General features: G+C 66.3%; 15 protein-coding genes and 2 tRNA genes. 15 read left to right on the forward strand and 2 right to left on the reverse strand.

Going from position 1 to position 16,939, the window contains the following annotated elements; genetic code table 11:
• Nucleotides 1-23: 23 nt before the first annotated feature.
• Nucleotides 24-977 (forward strand): Bug family tripartite tricarboxylate transporter substrate binding protein, encoded by a 954-nt coding sequence (locus ABD927_RS14375; RefSeq protein WP_345250517.1) that lies wholly within the window; start codon nucleotides 24-26, stop codon nucleotides 975-977.
• A gap of 78 nt (nucleotides 978-1,055) precedes the next feature.
• On the opposite strand, the gene ABD927_RS14380 is transcribed toward ABD927_RS14375, so the two are convergent.
• Nucleotides 1,056-1,904, reverse strand: coding sequence for a M90 family metallopeptidase (locus ABD927_RS14380; protein WP_345250518.1), 849 nt, complete (start codon nucleotides 1,902-1,904; stop codon nucleotides 1,056-1,058).
• Nucleotides 1,905-1,985: 81 nt separating this feature from the next.
• Between ABD927_RS14380 and ABD927_RS14385 the strand changes: the two genes are divergently transcribed.
• The 11 genes from ABD927_RS14385 to ABD927_RS14435 all read left to right on the forward strand — a co-directional run bounded on the left by ABD927_RS14385 (nucleotide 1,986) and on the right by ABD927_RS14435 (nucleotide 12,825).
• The gene (locus ABD927_RS14385) at nucleotides 1,986-4,217 is read left to right on the forward strand and encodes a RelA/SpoT family protein (protein ID WP_345250519.1); all 2,232 of its coding nucleotides are present in this window, start codon (nucleotides 1,986-1,988) and stop codon (nucleotides 4,215-4,217) included.
• Between the two features lie 90 nt (nucleotides 4,218-4,307).
• Nucleotides 4,308-4,384: transfer RNA gene (locus ABD927_RS14390), tRNA-Val, on the forward strand.
• A gap of 322 nt (nucleotides 4,385-4,706) precedes the next feature.
• Nucleotides 4,707-6,650 (forward strand): threonine--tRNA ligase, encoded by a 1,944-nt coding sequence (thrS, locus tag ABD927_RS14395; RefSeq protein WP_345250520.1) that lies wholly within the window; start codon nucleotides 4,707-4,709, stop codon nucleotides 6,648-6,650.
• A 74-nt stretch (nucleotides 6,651-6,724) separates the two neighbouring features.
• A complete protein-coding gene (gene infC / locus ABD927_RS14400) occupies nucleotides 6,725-7,273 on the forward strand; it encodes a translation initiation factor IF-3 (protein WP_345250599.1) in 549 nt (182 codons plus the stop codon).
• 274 nt (nucleotides 7,274-7,547) lie between these two features.
• Complete coding sequence (gene rpmI, locus ABD927_RS14405) at nucleotides 7,548-7,745, forward strand: 50S ribosomal protein L35 (RefSeq protein ID WP_345250521.1); 198 nt, start codon at nucleotides 7,548-7,550, stop codon at nucleotides 7,743-7,745.
• A gap of 137 nt (nucleotides 7,746-7,882) precedes the next feature.
• Nucleotides 7,883-8,242, forward strand: a complete 360-nt coding sequence (gene rplT, locus ABD927_RS14410) for a 50S ribosomal protein L20 (protein ID WP_345250522.1) — start codon at nucleotides 7,883-7,885, stop codon at nucleotides 8,240-8,242.
• Between the two features lie 122 nt (nucleotides 8,243-8,364).
• Nucleotides 8,365-9,384 carry a phenylalanine--tRNA ligase subunit alpha gene (pheS, locus tag ABD927_RS14415; RefSeq protein WP_345250523.1) on the forward strand — a complete coding sequence of 340 codons (1,020 nt, stop codon included), beginning with the start codon at nucleotides 8,365-8,367 and terminating at the stop codon, nucleotides 9,382-9,384.
• Between the two features lie 98 nt (nucleotides 9,385-9,482).
• The gene (gene pheT, locus ABD927_RS14420; protein WP_345250524.1) at nucleotides 9,483-11,894 is read left to right on the forward strand and encodes a phenylalanine--tRNA ligase subunit beta; all 2,412 of its coding nucleotides are present in this window, start codon (nucleotides 9,483-9,485) and stop codon (nucleotides 11,892-11,894) included.
• A gap of 96 nt (nucleotides 11,895-11,990) precedes the next feature.
• Nucleotides 11,991-12,323: an integration host factor subunit alpha gene (locus ABD927_RS14425; RefSeq protein ID WP_345250600.1), complete on the forward strand. Its 333-nt coding sequence runs from the start codon at nucleotides 11,991-11,993 to the stop codon at nucleotides 12,321-12,323.
• 8 nt (nucleotides 12,324-12,331) lie between these two features.
• Nucleotides 12,332-12,718: a MerR family transcriptional regulator gene (locus tag ABD927_RS14430; protein WP_345250525.1), complete on the forward strand. Its 387-nt coding sequence runs from the start codon at nucleotides 12,332-12,334 to the stop codon at nucleotides 12,716-12,718.
• Between the two features lie 30 nt (nucleotides 12,719-12,748).
• A tRNA-Pro gene (locus tag ABD927_RS14435) sits at nucleotides 12,749-12,825 on the forward strand.
• Nucleotides 12,826-12,877: 52 nt separating this feature from the next.
• On the opposite strand, the gene ABD927_RS14440 is transcribed toward ABD927_RS14435, so the two are convergent.
• Nucleotides 12,878-13,792 carry a LysR family transcriptional regulator gene (locus tag ABD927_RS14440; protein WP_345250526.1) on the reverse strand — a complete coding sequence of 305 codons (915 nt, stop codon included), beginning with the start codon at nucleotides 13,790-13,792 and terminating at the stop codon, nucleotides 12,878-12,880.
• Between the two features lie 77 nt (nucleotides 13,793-13,869).
• On the opposite strand from ABD927_RS14440, the gene ABD927_RS14445 reads away from it, so the two are divergent.
• The 3 genes from ABD927_RS14445 to ABD927_RS14455 are packed head-to-tail and all read left to right on the forward strand — an operon-like array spanning nucleotide 13,870 to nucleotide 16,883.
• Nucleotides 13,870-14,781, forward strand: a complete 912-nt coding sequence (locus tag ABD927_RS14445; RefSeq protein ID WP_345250527.1) for an HpcH/HpaI aldolase/citrate lyase family protein — start codon at nucleotides 13,870-13,872, stop codon at nucleotides 14,779-14,781.
• Nucleotides 14,778-15,998, forward strand: a complete 1,221-nt coding sequence (locus tag ABD927_RS14450; RefSeq protein ID WP_345250528.1) for a CaiB/BaiF CoA transferase family protein — start codon at nucleotides 14,778-14,780, stop codon at nucleotides 15,996-15,998. The genes ABD927_RS14445 and ABD927_RS14450 overlap by 4 nt, the downstream gene beginning before the upstream one ends.
• Before the next feature lie 36 nt (nucleotides 15,999-16,034).
• Nucleotides 16,035-16,883 carry an alpha/beta fold hydrolase gene (locus ABD927_RS14455; RefSeq protein ID WP_345250529.1) on the forward strand — a complete coding sequence of 283 codons (849 nt, stop codon included), beginning with the start codon at nucleotides 16,035-16,037 and terminating at the stop codon, nucleotides 16,881-16,883.
• The last annotated feature ends 56 nt before the right edge of the window (nucleotides 16,884-16,939 follow it).

Consider the following 16,939-nt stretch of genomic DNA (forward strand, 5'->3'; position numbering starts at 1 on the left):
GACACAATAACGAGGAGACAATCGTGAAACGTCTTTTGGCAATGATCGCGATGGCCTGTATGGGCGGCGGCGTCGCCGCCCAGGACTGGCCGCGCAATCCGGTTCAGCTGGTGGTGCCGTTCGCCCCCGGCGGCAACGTAGACATCATCGCCCGCCTGATCGGCGAAAAACTGCAGAAGGTGCTGGGGCAACCGGTGGTGGTCAGCAACAAGCCCGGCGCCGGCGGCGCGATCGCGGCCGACCAGGTCTCGCGCGCCGCGCCGGACGGCTATACGTTCTTCGTGGGCAGCAACGGGCCCCTGTTGTTCGCCCCGGTCATCGCCGGCAAGAAAGACTTCGAATGGAAGCGCGACTTCGCGGTAGCCGGCCCGGTGGCGTTCACGCCCATCGTGGTGGTCGCCAATCCCGCGCTGCCCGCCAGGGGCATGGACGAGCTGCTGAAGCTGGCCAAGGAAAGAAAGCTGTTCATGGCCTCGGCCGGGACCGGCAGCACCAACGACCTGCTCAGCCAGCTGATCCAGGAGCGCACCGGCGTGGCCTGGACCAGCGTTCCGTACAAGGGCAACGCCCAGACCGTGGTGTCGGTGTCCAGCGGAGAAGTCGATTTCAGCATCGAGCAGATTTCCGCCGCGCTGCCCTTCATCAAGGACCGGCGCATCAGGGCCATCGCGGTGTCGTCCAGGGAGCGCTCGCCGCTGCTGCCCGACACGCCCACGCTGGCCGAGGCGGGCCTGCAAGGCATGGAAGCAGTGACCTGGACGGGGCTGTTCGCGCCGGCCGCCACGCCCGTTTCCATCCTCGAACGCATGAATGACGCGCTGCGCGCGATATCGAAGGATCCGGATCTGCTGCGCGGCTACCAGCCGCAAGGATTGCAGCCCTTCGTGCTGCCGCGCGCGGAATTCGCCGCCTACGTCGACGGCGAAAACGACAAGTGGCTGCCGTTCGTCAAGCGCGCGTTCCTGAAGAATCCATGAGGCCGGGCAGGCCGGGCGCCCGTCCGCTCCGGCGGGCCCCGGCGGACGCTTGCGTGGCGCGCAGGCGTCCGGCCGCGATCAGCCTTCCGCCAGCGGATCCTGCCGGTAATACTGCTTGAGCAGCCCGTACCAATCCGGCATGGCCTCCTTCAAGGGCCAGGGATGCACGAAGAACGCCTCGGAACTGACCGCGAAGAACTCGGCCTCGTCGGCCGCCGCGTAGGGATCCAGCGGCAATTCGTCGTACCAGGCGTCGGCCGCGTCCGATTCCGGATCGACGTCGGGCGGGATCGACGCCTCGACCTCTTCGAGCTGGCGCACGAAGCGCCCGAAGCTATCGTCCAGCACGCGCCGCCAATGCCGCGCCGCCAACCCCGGGTGGGCGTGCAGGCTGGGCATGCCGTCGGCCCCGCCATATGCCAGGTCGAGCTTGTGGGCGAACTCATGGATGACCGCATTGAAGCCGCCGCGCCAGCCGCCGTCGGCCGGGCGCGGGGCCGCGTCTTCCCACGACAGCACCACCGGCCCGCCGTCCCAGGCCTCGCCGGCGGCTTCCTGCAGGTATTCGTGCACCACGCCGTCCTCGTCCTGGTCGGTGCGCGGGATCAGGAAGCCGCCGGGATAGACGATCACCTCGCTCCATCCCTCGTACAGCGCCGGGTCCAGTTCGAGAATGGGCAGCGCCGCCTGCACCGCGATCGACAGCCGGATCTCGTCGCTCAATACCAGCCCGCCCTCGGCCGTCATCGTCTTGCTGGCCAGGAACCACGCCGTGCGTTCCTTCAGGCGTTCGAGCCGGCCCTCGTCCAGGCGCTGCAGAAACGCATGCGCGGCAACGGTTTGGGTCCATAATTCAGGGGTGATGCGCGCCTGCATCCGCGCGGCGGCGGCTTTCGATGCGCCACGCGCAAACAGCCATCCCAACATATATCTTTCCTGGTCGATGCGGCCAGCGCCAGACGCGGCCCGCGGGGGCTGGCCGGATGGCGCAACCTGAAGTGTAAGACGATGAACGATTCGGTTCCCGCCGCGCAGGCGATCTTTCCTGCGCCGTTCGGCGAAGCCTGGCAAAGCCTGGCCGACGCCGGGTTGTCGGCGTCCGCGTGCGGCGAGCTGCGCCAGGCGCTGGCCTGGGCGCTGCCGCGCTATGCGCGACAGGCGGGAGAAGAAGAGGGCGAATCGCTGGCCGACCACGCCGCCGGGCTGGTGGCGATCCTGGCCGGCCTGCAGGTCGACGGCCACACGCGCATGGCCGCGCTGCTGGCGATGGCGGTAACCGACCGCGAGCTCGCCGTCTCCGCCAAGGATCCCGTCACCCTGCAGTTCGGCGCCGAGGTGGGCCGCCTGGTGCGCGGCTACCGGGCGCTGATGCGGCTCGGCCAGGTCACGCGCGACGCCAGCGATTCCTCGGCCGGCAGCGGCGCGCAGTCGGAAATGCTGCGCAAGATGCTGCTGGCGATGGCGGCCGACCTGCGCATCGTGCTGATGCGGCTGGCCTCGCGGCTGCAGACCCTGCGCTGGCACGCCCAGCACAAGGTGCCGCTGCCGGCCTCGCTGGCGCGCGAAACGCTCGATCTGTACGCGCCGCTGGCCAACCGCCTGGGCATCTGGCAGATCAAATGGGAAATGGAAGACACCGCCTTCCGCTTCCTGGAACCGGTGCGCTACAAGGAAATCGCCCGCCTGCTGGAAGAAAAGCGGGTCGAGCGCGAGGCCTTCATAGCGCATGCCATCGAGCGCGTGCAGGCGGCGCTGTCGGCCGCCGGCATCAAGGCCGACGTGACCGGCCGGCCCAAGCACATCTACAGCATCTGGAACAAGATGCGCACCAAGCACATGGATTTCGCGCAGCTGTACGACCTGCGCGCCCTGCGCATCATCGTCGACGACATCCGCACCTGCTTCACCGCGCTCGGCCTGATCCACAGCCTGTGGACCCCGGTGCCCAACGAATTCGACGACTACATCACCCGGCCCAAGCCCAACGGCTACCGCTCGCTGCACACGGTGGTGTACGACGACGACGGCCGGCCGTTCGAGGTGCAGATCCGCACTCAGGAAATGCACCAGTTCGCCGAGTTCGGCATGGCCGCGCACTGGCGCTACAAGGAAGCCGGCGCCAAGGGCGGCCAGGTGGCGGCCGATTCCGACTACGACCGCAAGCTGGGCTGGATCCGCCAGCTGCTGGCCTGGAAGTCCGACGTCCAGGTGGACGACGAGCTCGGCCCGGCCGCGCTCGACGCGCTGGACGACAACATCTACGTGCTGACGCCGCAGGCGCGCGTGATCGAGCTGCCGCCCGGCGCCACGCCGGTCGACTTCGCCTACCAGGTCCACACCGACCTGGGCCACCGCTGCCGCGGCGCGCGCGTCGACGGCGCGATGGTGCCGCTGAACACGCGGCTGGTCACCGGCCAGACGGTGGAAATCATTGCCGCCAAGTCGGGCGGCCCGTCGCGCGACTGGCTCAACCCGCAGCTCGGCTACCTGGCCAGCCAGCGCTCGCGCGCCAAGGTGCGCGCCTGGTTCAACGCGATCGACATCCAGGAGCGCATCGCGCAAGGCCAGGCGATGCTGGAAAAGGAATTGCAGCGCCTGGGCAAGACGGCCGCCAATCTCGACCAGCTTGCCCAGCAGCTCGGCTTCGCCTGCACCGAAGACCTCTACATCGCGCTGGCCAAGGACGAGTTCAGCCTGCGCCAGGTGGCCGGCGCGTTCGAGGCCCCGGCGCCCGAGCCCGAACCCACGCCGCAGCTGCTCGAACGCGCCAGCCTGCCCGAGAGCGCCGCGCACGCGGGCAAGGGCGGGGTGCTGGTGGTGGGTGTCGATTCGCTGCTGACCCAGCTGGCCAAGTGCTGCCGGCCGGCGCCGCCCGACCGCATCGTCGGCTTCGTCACCCGCGGCCGCGGCGTGTCGATCCACCGCCACGACTGCAAGAGCTTCCGTGCCCTGGCCGCGCGCGAGCCCGAGCGGGTGATCGACGTCACCTGGGGCGACACGCGCGAGTCCGTCTACCCGGTCGACATCGTCGTGCTGGCTTCCGACCGCCACGGCCTGCTGCGCGACATCTCCGAAGTATTCGCGCGGCAGCGCATCAATGTGGTGGGGGTCAATACCCAGAGCAAGCAGATGCAGGCGCGGATGATGTTCACGGCCGAGGTGAGCGATGCCGAGCACCTGGACCGCGCGCTGGCGGGCATCCGCGAGGTCAACGGCGTGCTGGAAGCCTGCCGCAAATAGGGCGGGGGCGGGGCGGCCGCGCCTGCGCTGCCTGTTTTGACATACGTAACGAATTACGGTTAGAATTACGATCTTTGCTGCTGTACCCGTAGGCGCGTAGCTCAGTTGGTTAGAGCACCACCTTGACATGGTGGGGGTCGTTGGTTCGAATCCAATCGCGCCTACCATCGGTTCCCGGGCGATCGTGCCCTCATCCGATGGTTGCCCAGGTACGGCGCGTTCAGCCATCCAGATGGGATTCTTCAAGCATGACGGCCAGCCTGCCGGCGCTCGATTTTCGAACTACCACCGGGAAATCGGTCGCCTGAGTCGCGCTCATTTCCGGGTTGGCCGTCCGTCGTTCGCGGCGTACGTCCAGCAGCCTGAAGAACGAAAGAATGCGGCCCGGGCCGCTTTTTTTTCGCCCATCGTTCCCATGTCGCCCGTTCCCGCGCCGTCCGCTTCCTTACCGTGCCACGCCGGCGGCGCTCCTTCCCATCGAGGTTTCCCATGATCCAGGTTACGCTGCCCGACGGTTCCCAGAGAGAATTCCCGGCTCCGGTGACCGTCGCCGACGTGGCGGCATCGATCGGCGCCGGGCTGGCCAAGGCCGCGCTGGCGGGCAAGGTCGGCTTCGACGGCCAGCCGCCGTCGCTGGTCGACACCAGCTTCGTCATCGACCGCGACGCCCGGGTGTCCATCGTCACGGGCAAGGATCCCGAAGGCCTCGACCTGATCCGCCACTCCACGGCGCACCTGCTGGCCTACGCGGTCAAGTCGCTGTTCCCGGAGGCCCAGGTCACCATCGGCCCGGTCATCGACAACGGCTTCTACTACGATTTTTCGTACTCGCGCCCGTTCACGCCCGAAGATCTGGCCGCGATCGAAGCCAAGATGGCCGAACTGGCCAGGAAAGACGAGCCCGTCGTGCGCGAGGAATGGAAGCGCGACGACGCCGTGGCCTTCTTCGAATCGATCGGCGAAAAATACAAGGCCGAGATCATCGCCTCGATCCCGGCCGACCAGACCATCAGCCTGTACCGCGAGGGCGACTTCATCGATCTGTGCCGCGGCCCGCACGTGCCGTCCACCGGCAAGCTCAAGGTGTTCAAGCTGATGAAGGTGGCCGGCGCCTACTGGCGCGGCGACAGCAACAACGAGATGCTGCAGCGGATCTACGGCACGGCCTGGGCGAAGAAGGAAGACCAGGACGCCTACCTGACGATGCTGGAAGAGGCCGAAAAGCGCGACCACCGCAGGCTGGGGCGCGAGCTGGACCTGTTCCACTTCCAGGATGAGGCGCCCGGCCTGGTGTTCTGGCACCCCAAGGGCTGGACCCTGTGGCAGCAGGTCGAGCAGTACGTGCGCGGCGTGTACCGCGACAGCGGCTACCAGGAGGTCAAGGCGCCGCAGATCCTCGACCGCTCGCTGTGGGAAAAAACCGGCCACTGGGACAACTACCGCGACAACATGTTCACGACGGAGTCCGAGAACCGCCACTACGCGCTCAAGCCGATGAACTGTCCGGGCCACGTGCAGATCTTCCGCGCCAACCTGCATTCCTACCGCGACCTGCCGCTGCGCTACGGCGAGTTCGGCCAGTGCCACCGCAACGAGCCGTCGGGCTCGCTGCACGGCATGATGCGGGTGCGCGGCTTCACGCAGGACGACGGCCACATCTTCTGCACCGAAGACCAGATCCTCGACGAATGCGTGGCCTTCACGGCCCAGTTGCAGCGCGTCTACCGCGACTTCGGCTTTTCCGAGATCCTGTACAAGGTGGCCACGCGCCCGGCAAGCCGGATCGGCTCCGACGAAGTCTGGGACAAGGCCGAGCACGCGCTGATCGAAAGCCTGCGCCGCTCCGGCTGCGAGTACGAACTGAGCCCCGGCGACGGCGCCTTCTACGGCCCGAAGATCGAATACACGCTGAAGGACGCCATCGGCCGCCACTGGCAGTGCGGCACGATCCAGGTGGATTTTTCGATGCCGGGCCGGCTGGGCGCCGAATACGTCGACCAGAACGACCGCCGCGTGACGCCGGTCATGCTGCACCGGGCGATCCTGGGATCGATGGAGCGCTTCATCGGCATGCTGATCGAGCATTTCGGCGGCGCGATGCCGCCGTGGCTGGCACCGGTGCAGGCAGTGGTGTGCAATATTTCCGAGGCGACCGCCGACTATGCCGAAAGTGTCGCGCAAACCCTGAAAAAACAAGGGTTTAGGGCGTTTGCAGATTTGCGCGGTGAAAAGATCACCTATAAAATCAGGGAGCATAGCCTGCAAAAACTTCCCTATATTCTGGTAGTAGGGGATAAAGAAAGGCAGGCGGGTGCAGTGGCCGTGCGCGCTCGCGGCGGCGTCGACCTGGGCCAGATCCCGCTCGACCAATTCGCGCAGCGCCTGGGGGCCGACGTGGCCGAGCGCCGCAACGTGGGGCCTGCCGGCCAGTAGCGCGGGCACGGGGCTTGCGGCGGGCAGGCCACGCCGGCCGCGGCTGTCCATTTCAAAATTCAGGAGTTTCAAACATCGCAACCGACAAACCGAATCGCATCAATGGTGAAATCTCTGCACCTGAGGTGCGTCTGATAGGGGTCGAAGGCGAACAGCTTGGCATCGTCAAGCTCGCCGAAGCAATTAGGCTTTCGGAACAGCACGACGTCGACCTGGTGGAAATTGCCCCCAACGCGCAGCCTCCGGTCTGTCGCCTGATGGACTACGGCAAGTTCAAGTACCAGGAACAGAAGCGCCAGCACGAGGCCAAGCTCAAGCAGCGGATCATCCAGGTCAAGGAAGTCAAGTTCCGGCCCGGCACCGACGAAGGCGACTACCAGGTCAAGCTGCGCAACCTGCGCCGCTTTCTGGAAGAAGGCGACAAGGCCAAGGTCACGCTGCGCTTTCGCGGCCGCGAAATGGCCCACCAGGAACTGGGCATGCGCGTCCTGGAACGCGTGCGCGACGACCTGCTCGAGATCAGCGCGGTCGAAGCCATGCCCAAGCTGGAAGGGCGGCAGATGGTGATGGTGCTGGCGCCCAAGAAGAAGGCGCCGCCGGCGCCGAGCAAGAGCGCCGAATAAGCCGTGTCGCAGTGCCCGTGTGCAACGGGCACTGGCGCTCAGGGCCAAAAACACCGTATAATCAACGGTTTTCCAACCGTGCAGCCGGCTTTTGCCTGCCGCCCGGCGCAGTACCCGCTTCCGGGGCGTTGCCCAAATCCGCCGCTGCACAGGCTTGGTGCGTGTGCGCCGGCGGTACCTCCGGAACGGCCAAAACAAGTGAGTGCGGGTCCGTCAAGTTCCGTCGCCGGGCAGGCGCGGGCACCCGTGAGCATGTCATTAACAGGAAGCAGTCATGCCCAAGATGAAGACCAAGAAAAGCGCCGCCAAGCGCTTTCAGGTCCGCGGTAGCGGTTCCATCAAGCGAGGCCAGGCGTTCAAGCGCCACATCCTCACCAAGAAAACGACCAAGAACAAGCGCCAGCTGCGCGGTTCCACGGCGGTCCACGAGTCCGACGTGAAGTCGGTCCGGGCCATGATGCCTTTTGCCTGAGGACAGGCCCACCCCTACGCGCTTCGCACGCCCCTCGAGGGGCGACGCTGGCGGACCGGCGGAGCCGGATCCGCGGCGTCCTGGATGGAGCGATGCTGGGGTGATGCGCAACTGAATATTGGAACTGGAGTTTTCAAATGCCTAGAGTCAAACGCGGGGTTACCGCCCGGGCCCGCCACAAGAAAGTCCTCAACGCCGCCAAGGGTTACCGCGGCCGCCGCGGCAACGTTTTCCGCATCGCCAAGCAGGCGGTCATGCGCGCCGGGCAATACGCCTACCGCGACCGCCGCAACAAGAAGCGCACCTTCCGCGCGCTGTGGATCACCCGTATCAACGCCGCCGTGCGCGAGCATGGCGTCACCTACAGCGTGTTCATCGCCGGCCTGAAGAAGGCGGCGATCGACCTCGACCGCAAGGTGCTGGCCGACCTGGCCGTGCGCGACAAGGCCGGCTTTGCCGCCATCGTGCAGCAGGCCAAGAACGCCCTGTCAGCCTGACGCGCCAGCCGGCCCCGCGCCGGCCCGGCAGTACGCGCCTTGCGCGCAGTACCTCCCGAACGGGGCTTCTTTCGAAGCCCCGTTCGTTTTTTCAGCCGCAACCCACGCACCATGGAAACGCCATGTCGCAGAACCTGGACGACCTGATCCGCCAAGCCGGCGCCGCCTTCGCGGCCGCGCCGGACGCCAACGCGCTCGAGAACGAGAAGGCCCGCTTCGTGGGCAAGCAGGGCGCGCTGACGGCGCTGCTCAAGGGCATGGCCAGCCTGTCGCCCGAGCAAAAGCGCAGCGAGGGCGCCCGCATCAACGAAGCCAAGGCCGCAATCGAGCAATTGCTGAACGCGCGCCGCGAAGAACTCGCGCAAGCCAGGCTGGCCGCCCGCCTGGCCGAGGAAACCATCGACGTCACGCTGCCCGGGCGCGGCCGCGGCATCGGCGGCGTGCATCCGGTCATCCGCACCTGGGAGCGGGTCGAGCAGATCTTCCGCTCCATCGGCTTCGACGTGGCCGACGGCCCCGAGATCGAGAACGACTGGACCAACTTCACCGCGCTGAACAATCCGGAGAACCATCCGGCCCGTTCGATGCAGGACACGTTCTACGTCGACATGAAAGACGCCGGCGGCCTGCCGCTGCTGCTGCGCACCCACACCAGCCCGATGCAGGTGCGCTACGCGCGCGCGCACAAGCCGCCGATCAAGGTGGTGGCGCCGGGCCGCACCTACCGGGTCGACAGCGACGCCACCCATTCGCCGATGTTCCACCAGGTCGAGGGCCTGTGGATCGACGAAGACATCTCCTTCGCCGACCTGAAGGGCGTCTATACCGACTTCCTGCGCGCCTTCTTCGAGACCGACGACCTGGTGCTGCGCTTTCGCCCGTCGTTCTTCCCGTTCACGGAGCCGTCGGCCGAGATCGACATGATGTTCACCTCCGGGCCGAACAAGGGCCGCTGGCTGGAGATCTCCGGCTCGGGCCAGGTGCATCCGACCGTGGTGCGCAACTTCGGGCTCGACCCGGAACGCTACATCGGCTTCGCCTTTGGCTCGGGCCTGGAGCGCCTGACCATGCTGCGCTACGGCGTCAACGACCTGCGCCAGTTTTTCGAAGGCGATTTGCGTTTCCTGAAGCAATTTAATTGATCCCCCCTACGCGCTGACGCGCGCCCCCCAGGGGGCAATGCGGGCGGACCGGCGGAGCCGGATCCGCCGCATCCTGGACGGGGCCATGGAGAATTGATATGCAACTTCCCGAGTCGTGGCTGCGTTCGCTGACCAATCCGGCCATTTCCACTGAAGAGCTGGCCCACCGGCTCACCATGTCCGGCATCGAGGTCGAAGAGGTCGAGCCGGTGGCGCCGCCGTTCGCCGGCGTGGTGGTGGCCCAGGTGGTGTCGGTCGAGCCCCATCCCAACGCCGACCGGCTGCGCGTGTGCAAGGTCGACGCCGGCGGCGAGGCGCCGCTGCAGATCGTGTGCGGCGCGCCCAACGTGGCGGCCGGCATGAAGGTGCCGCTGGCCACCGTCGGCGCCCATCTGCCCGGCGAGATGAAAATCGGCGTGGCCAGGATGCGCGGCGTCGAGTCCTCCGGCATGCTGTGCTCGGCGCGCGAACTGGGGCTGTCTCAGGATCATGCCGGCCTGCTCGACCTGGGCGCCGACGCCATCGTCGGCACCTCGGTGCGCGACTGGCTGGCGCTGGACGACGCCGTGTTCACGCTCAAGCTGACCCCCAACAAGGCGGATTGCCTGTCGGTGCTGGGCATCGCGCGCGAGGTGTCGGCGCTGACCGGCGCGCCGCTCGAAGCGCCGCAGGCGCATCGCGTCGAAGTCTCGATCGACGATCGCCTGCCGGTCGACGTGCAGGCGCCCGACCTGTGCGGCCGCTTCGCCGGCCGCGTGATCCGCGGCGTGGATGCCGGCGTGCCCACGCCGGAATGGATCCGCCGCCGCCTGGAACGCGCCGGCCAGCGCTCGATCTCCGTGCTGGTGGACCTGTCCAATTACGTCATGCTGGAACTGGGCCGGCCCACCCACGTGTTCGATCTCGACAAGATCCACGGCGGCCTGCAGGTGCGCTGGGGCAGGGCGGGCGAGCGCATCGAACTGCTCAACGGCCAGACGGTCGAGGTCGATGGCCAGGTGGGAGTGATCGCCGACGACAGCGGCGTGGAAAGCCTGGCGGGCATCATGGGCGGCCAGGCCACCGCGGTCTCCACCGCCACCGCCAACATCTACGTGGAAGCCGCGTTCTGGTGGCCCGACGCCATCGCCGGCCGCGCGCGCCGCTACAACTTCGGCACCGACGCCAGCTACCGCTTCGAGCGCGGCGTCGATTTCGCCAGTATCGCCGACGACCTGGAATACCTCACCGGCCTGATCGTCGGCATCTGCGGCGGCCAGGCCGGTCCGGTCGACGACCAGGTGCTGCGCCTGCCCGAGCGCAAGCCGGTGCACCTGCGCACCGGACGCTGCCGCAAGGTGCTGGGCGTGGACGTGGCCGACGACGAAATCGCCGCCATCTTCACCCGGCTCGGCCTGCCCTTCGTGCGCGAGGCCGACGCCTTCGTCGTGACGCCGCCGTCGTTCCGTTTCGACCTCGAGATCGAGGAAGACCTGATCGAGGAAGTGGCGCGCGTCTACGGCTTCGAACGCATCCCCGACACGCCGCCGCGCGCGCCGGCCAAGGTCCGCGCGGTGCCCGAGACGACCCGGCCCGCGCACGCGCTGCGCCACCTGATGGCCGACCTGGATTACCAGGAAGTCATCAACTTCAGCTTCGTCGAGGCGCAGTGGGAAAGCGACTACGCCGGCAACGACGACCCGATCCGGCTGCTCAACCCGATCGCCAGCCAGCTGTCGGTGATGCGCAGCAGCCTGATCGGCGGGCTGGTGGCCAATGCGCAGTACAACGTCAACCGCAAGATGGCCCGCGTGCGCGTGTTCGAGCTGGGCCGCGTATTCCGCCGCGACGCCGCGGTGGCCGACGGCCCCCTGTCGGTGGCCGGCGTAAGCCAGCCGCTACGGCTGGCGGGCCTGGCCTACGGCCCGGCGGTAGACGAGCAATGGGGCACGGCCACCCGCCAGGTAGACTTCTACGACGTCAAGAGCGACGTCGAGGCGCTGCTGGCCGCGGCCACGCCCGGCGGGCTGCGTTTCGTGCCGGCGCCGCATCCGGCGCTGCACCCCGGCCGCAGCGCCCGCATCGAGGCCGGCGGCCGCGCCATCGGCTGGATCGGCGAACTGCATCCGCGCTGGACCCAGAAGGCCGAGCTGCCGCACGCCCCGGTGGTGTTCGAGGTCGACGCCGAGGCCGCCTGCGCGCGGCCGCTGCCGGCGCTGGCCGAAATCTCCCGCCAGCCGGTCGTCACGCGCGACCTGGCGCTGTGGGTGGATGAGGGCGTGACGGCCGGCGCGATGCTCGACACCATCGCCGCCGCCCGCGCTGCCGACCCTGAACTGGCGGTAGTCCGCGACGTCCGGATCTTCGACGTATGGCGAGATAAGTCCTTGTCAACAAAGGAAAAAAGTCTTGCCTTCCGGTTCTGGCTGCAGGATACTGCAGTCACCCTGGACGACGCCCGAGTCGAATCGTGCCTGGGGCGGCTGCGCGACGCGCTGGCGGCCGCGCACGGCGCGCGATTGCGGGATTAGCCGTCTGACCCGAATCCGATCCGTTCGCCTATGCACTCTGTCGTTTCCACCGCTCCTTACGCGCCGGCCGCCGAACTCCAGCAGCCGGCCTCCGAAATGCTGCAACCGGCCGACGACGCCCGCACGCTCACCAAGGCCGAACTGGCCGACATGCTGTTCGAGCGGGTGGGCCTGAACAAGCGCGAATCCAAGGATCTGGTCGAAACCTTCTTCGAAGAAATCCGCGACGCATTGGAACGCGGCGACACGGTCAAGCTGTCCGGCTTCGGCAATTTCCAGGTCCGCAGCAAGCCGCAGCGGCCCGGCCGCAATCCCAAGACCGGCGAAGAAATCCCCATCGCGGCGCGCCGCGTCGTCACCTTCCATGCCAGCCAGAAACTCAAGAGCATGGTCGAGCAAGTCGCTCTGCGCGAGCAGAGCCCGTCCTGAGAGGTAGCATGGCGCGCATCGAAACGCCTGTCGTTCTTCCCCCCATTCCTGCCAAGCGGTATTTCACCATCGGCGAAGTCAGCGAGCTGTGCGGCGTCAAGCCCCACGTGCTGCGCTACTGGGAACAGGAATTCACCCAGCTCAAGCCCATCAAGCGGCGCGGCAACCGGCGCTACTACCAGCACCATGAAGTCCTGCTGGTGCGCCGTATCCGCGAGCTGTTGTACGAGCAGGGCTTCACCATCAGCGGCGCGCGCAACCGGCTCGACGAATCGCGCGGCCACGAACGCGAAGAGCCGCCGATCCCCACCGTGCCCATCGCCGAGCCCGAACTCATCGCGATCCGCGCCGAGCTCTCCGACATCTCCGCCATGCTGGGCGCAGCCCTCAAGTAACTGAAAAGTCTGCTATACTCTCGCTTCTTTCGGGGCGTAGCGCAGCCTGGTAGCGCACTTGCATGGGGTGCAAGGGGTCGCGAGTTCGAATCCCGCCGCCCCGACCATACATAAGCGGTTGATTGTATAGTCGAACCCGAAAAAGCCCGGTAGCCAAAACTACCGGGCTTTTTGTTGTCTGCGTGCCTCGGCCGCCAACGGCCCCGCCCGGACCACATCGTTTGCCGCTTCTAGAAAGGCCGATATGAGCGCGGCCCGCGGAGATGCCCTGGGCCACAATAGTCCGAACCGCCGGGGATCCGGCGCACCCGGCAGTGCGATCTTGACCAGGCGCAAATGGGCGATCAGCGGCGAAGCGATATCGGGGACCAGCGATACGCCCAGTCCTTGGTCTACCATCATTGCAATGGCCAGCAGCGAACTGAGTTCGAAGCGTTCTCGCGGCACGATCTGCTGCGACCGCAGATATTGTTCGGCCTGATGGCCGCCGCCCAGACTGCGGTCATACCTGAGCAATGGTTCCTCGCGCAGCAACCGATGCGGATCCCGGCCGGCCAACGCCTCCGGGGCGAGCACCACGAGCGGTTCTTCGCGCAGCTGCTGCCAGGCCAGTTCCTTGGAGAGGGCGAAGCGGGGATGCAGGCAGACCGCCAAATCGACGAAATTGTCGCGCACCGCATCGTACAACTGCCGCGACATGCTGGAGTGCACGAACACCGTTACGTTCGGATGGCTTTGCACAAAGCTCCCCAGGATGGTGGGCAGCACCGTGTGCAGGGCCGTATTGATCGTCCCGAGCCTCAGTTCGCCGGCCAACTGCTTATCGCGCACTGCCGACTTCAGCGCTGACACTTCGCGAAGAACCGCCGCAGCCGCGGCAAGCAGCCGGTGACCGGCGGGGGTCGGACGAACGGTGCGTCCCGCGCGCGCGACCAGCGCTTCGCCCAGTTCCCGCTCGAGGGCGCGGATCTGTTGCGCCACGGCAGCCGGCGTAATGTCTTGTCTACGTGCCGCTTCGGCCATCGAGCCGGTTTGCGCGACGAGAACGAAGCTGCGAAGAAACGAGGTATCCATAAGAAGATAGATTTTCTACTGATTGACCATAGCGTGGAGGGATTTATCCAACCGGGCAAGCAGTTCAAACTTCTCTGATGAGAAGCAAGCTGTTCGTTCCCGGCTCACGGCCGGAGCTGTTCGCCAAAGCGTTCGCAAGCGCCGCAGACGGTATTTCCATCGATCTGGAAGATGCGGTGGCCGAAGCGCGGAAGCCGCAGGCGCGCATGGCGGTAAAAGACTGGCTGCAGCAGCATGCGCACGGAATGGCAGAGAAAACCCTGATCGTGCGCGTGAATGCCCAGGGCACCGAGCATTTTGAAAAAGACCTCCACGCGGTCGTGAGTCCTGGCGTGCAGCTGATCAATCTGCCCAAACCCGAAAGCGCCCAGGCCGTGCGTGCCGCCTCCGCAGCCATCGCTTCGGCGGAGGCCGCAAACGGCGTCGCCACGCCAGTCGGGCTGCTGCTGAACATCGAAACGCCCGCGGCTCTGCGCCGAGCAGCCGAGCTCGCGTGTGCGGATCCCCGGGTGGTCGGACTCCAGCTCGGTCTCGGCGATCTCTTCGAGCCGTGGGGCATGGATCGCGCCGAGCATGCCGCCGTTGTGCAGGCGATGTTTGCCGTGCGAATGGCTGCTGCCGAGGCGGGGATCTACGCGCTCGACGGTGCGTTTGCCGATGTCGCCGACGCCGATGGGTACCGTAAGGAGGCCGAGCTGGCGCGGCGGCTGGGATTCATCGGCAAGACCTGCGTCCATCCGAAGCAGGTCATGCTTGCCAACGACGTATTTCAACCCAGCGCCAGCGAGATCGCATATGCGCTGAAAGTCGAGGCGGCCGCGATCGATGCCACTGCACGAGGCCTTGGCGCGTACATGGTTGAAGGACGCATGGTCGATGCGCCCTTCGCCCGGCGCGCGCAGGCCCAGCTACAACATGCGCACAGGCTCGGACTCATCTCCACGCCTGCTTCCGCCGTCGACGAACAGCGTCCGCTCAGCCAATCATGACCCCTACCGTACATACCTCATCCTGTTCCGAAGACGCCGTGTCCGCGCCCGCCAATTTGCCTGCACGCGGCGGGCCGCCCGGCCCGTTGTCAGGAATACGGGTGATGGATCTTAGCGCCTACATCGCAGGCCCTTATGGATGCTCGCTGCTGGCGGACATGGGCGCCGAAGTGATCAAGGTGGAACCGCCTTCTGGCGATAACCTGCGCAACTACCCCTCCACGCTGGAGAAAGAGAGCCGCGCGTTTCTGGGCGTGAACCGGAGCAAGCTTGGCGTCGTGCTGGACCTCAAGCAGCCGGAAGACCGGGAGCGCTTGCACGCCCTTATACACAGCGCAGATGTGCTGGTACACAATTTCCGTCCCGAGGTACCGGCCCGGCTGGGAATTTCCTACGAGCAACTGCAGGCCGCCAACCCCCGCCTGGTGTATTGCGCCGTGACGGGATTTGGCGAAAGCGGTCCACTCAAGGACAAGGCCGGCTACGACCAGGTGCTGCAGAGCATGAGCGGCATGTGCGCGTTGCAGGGGGAATCCGGCGGGCCGCCCGAGATTCTCTATGGCTCGGTGGTGGACTATTACGCCGCGGCACTGGTCGCCGGCGGGGTCAGCGCCGCGTTGTTCGAACGCGAGCGCAGCGGCAAAGGGCAGTATGTCGGGGTTTCGCTGCTTCGTTCGGCATTGGCCATGCAGTCCGCGCGCATGATCTGGGCGGAAGAGGAACCGCGCGAGGTCAGCCGCGACATGCGATCCGGCGGCATCACCGGCCTGCATCCCACGAGGGATGGCTACATCTATATCTCGGCCAACACGCCTCACTTCTGGCATGCCCTCTGTGAAAAGGTGGGGCTGCATGAGCTGAAGACCGAACGCTACGACAGCGTGCGAAAGCGCGCCCGGCATCAGGCGGAGATCGTGCCGCGGCTGCGCGAGGCGCTTGCGCGGCGCAGCGCCTTGGAATGGGAGGCGCTATTCGGCGAGGACGTGCCTTGTGCGGCCGCCCGCTGCGTGGAAGACATGTTCGACTTTCCGCAGGTTCAGGCCGAGGACATGGTGGCCACGCTTCATCATCCCGTGGTGGGGCGCTATCGTGGATTCAAGCGCGCATGGAAATTCGGCCGGACGCCGGGGCCGGCACCTTTTGCCGCACCCTCGCTCGACCAGCACACTGCGCAAATCCGGGCTGAAGCAGACCGCCTGCTGCGCGAGCGAAAATGATCCGGGCCACCCGGGCACATTTGGAAAAATACGAACATGACAACGATAAAGATCAGCAACGGCAGCTTTGAGTTGAGCGTCGAGCAGGATGATTTCAGCCCGCCCTGGATACCGGACAAGACGCCCCTGCTATTGCAGCACGGGTTTGGCCGGGTGGCGGAAGTCTGGACCACCTGGGTGCCGCACGTCAGCGAGTTCTACCCGGTATTGCGCCCGACCCTGCGCGGCTTGCGCAGCAAGCCGGCCGGCTTCAAGCCATCGGACTTGTCGCTGGACAGCTATCTGTCGGATCTTTGCCGGATCCTCGACGAACTCGCGATCGAAAAAGTCCATTTCTGCGGCGAGTCGTTCGGCGGCAGCCTGGGGATCGCCTTTGCGAGCCGGCACCCGGACAGAGTCAAGACGCTGTCCGTCATCGCCAGTCCCGTGTTTCTCAACAGGCAATGGCACGAGAACTACTCGATGGGCCATGGAAGCTGGTCGAACGCCATGCGGACGATGGGCGTGCACGCCTGGCTCGACGAGACCAATCGCAGCACCCGCTTTCCCAAGGGGACCGGTTCGGCCATCGTGGACTGGTACAAGAGCCTTGTGGAAGGCGCCGACGAGGAGGTGCTGCTCGCCATGGCGGAACTGATCGAAACCAGCGACATGCGCCCATTCCTGGGCGGGATCGAGGCGCCGACGCTTCTGCTGGCGCCGGAAGGCGGCGGCATCATCACCGAAGAGCAGCTCAGCGCCTACCGCGCAGGCGTGAAGGATCTCAAGGTTCTCCTGTTCCGGACCGATTTTCACAAGATCCAGCTTTTGAAAGCTGCGCAATGTGCCCAGCACGTGGTTCAGTTCTGCAGCCTGATCGATGGCCGCGCGCTGACCGATTTCTGACGCGCCTGTCAGACCAAACGTCACTTTCAACGTTTACCCGGGCTCTGGTGACGGCC

Origin of the sequence: Pigmentiphaga soli (genome assembly GCF_039541095.1) — a bacterium.
Classification (GTDB): Bacteria; Pseudomonadota; Gammaproteobacteria; order Burkholderiales; family Burkholderiaceae_B; genus Pigmentiphaga; species Pigmentiphaga soli.

Coding starts and splice junctions, on each gene's coding strand:
- pheS (WP_345250523.1), top strand. CDS start 8,365: ATGTCGCAGAACCTGGACGACCTGATCCGCCAAGCCGGCGCCGCCTTC.
- ABD927_RS14450 (WP_345250528.1), top strand. CDS start 14,778: ATGACCCCTACCGTACATACCTCATCCTGTTCCGAAGACGCCGTGTCC.
- ABD927_RS14455 (WP_345250529.1), top strand. CDS start 16,035: ATGACAACGATAAAGATCAGCAACGGCAGCTTTGAGTTGAGCGTCGAG.
- thrS (WP_345250520.1), top strand. CDS start 4,707: ATGATCCAGGTTACGCTGCCCGACGGTTCCCAGAGAGAATTCCCGGCT.
- ABD927_RS14430 (WP_345250525.1), top strand. CDS start 12,332: ATGGCGCGCATCGAAACGCCTGTCGTTCTTCCCCCCATTCCTGCCAAG.
- rpmI (WP_345250521.1), top strand. CDS start 7,548: ATGCCCAAGATGAAGACCAAGAAAAGCGCCGCCAAGCGCTTTCAGGTC.
- rplT (WP_345250522.1), top strand. CDS start 7,883: ATGCCTAGAGTCAAACGCGGGGTTACCGCCCGGGCCCGCCACAAGAAA.
- ABD927_RS14445 (WP_345250527.1), top strand. CDS start 13,870: ATGAGAAGCAAGCTGTTCGTTCCCGGCTCACGGCCGGAGCTGTTCGCC.
- pheT (WP_345250524.1), top strand. CDS start 9,483: ATGCAACTTCCCGAGTCGTGGCTGCGTTCGCTGACCAATCCGGCCATT.
- ABD927_RS14385 (WP_345250519.1), top strand. CDS start 1,986: ATGAACGATTCGGTTCCCGCCGCGCAGGCGATCTTTCCTGCGCCGTTC.
- ABD927_RS14425 (WP_345250600.1), top strand. CDS start 11,991: ATGCTGCAACCGGCCGACGACGCCCGCACGCTCACCAAGGCCGAACTG.
- ABD927_RS14440 (WP_345250526.1), bottom strand. CDS start 13,792: ATGGATACCTCGTTTCTTCGCAGCTTCGTTCTCGTCGCGCAAACCGGC.
- ABD927_RS14380 (WP_345250518.1), bottom strand. CDS start 1,904: ATGTTGGGATGGCTGTTTGCGCGTGGCGCATCGAAAGCCGCCGCCGCG.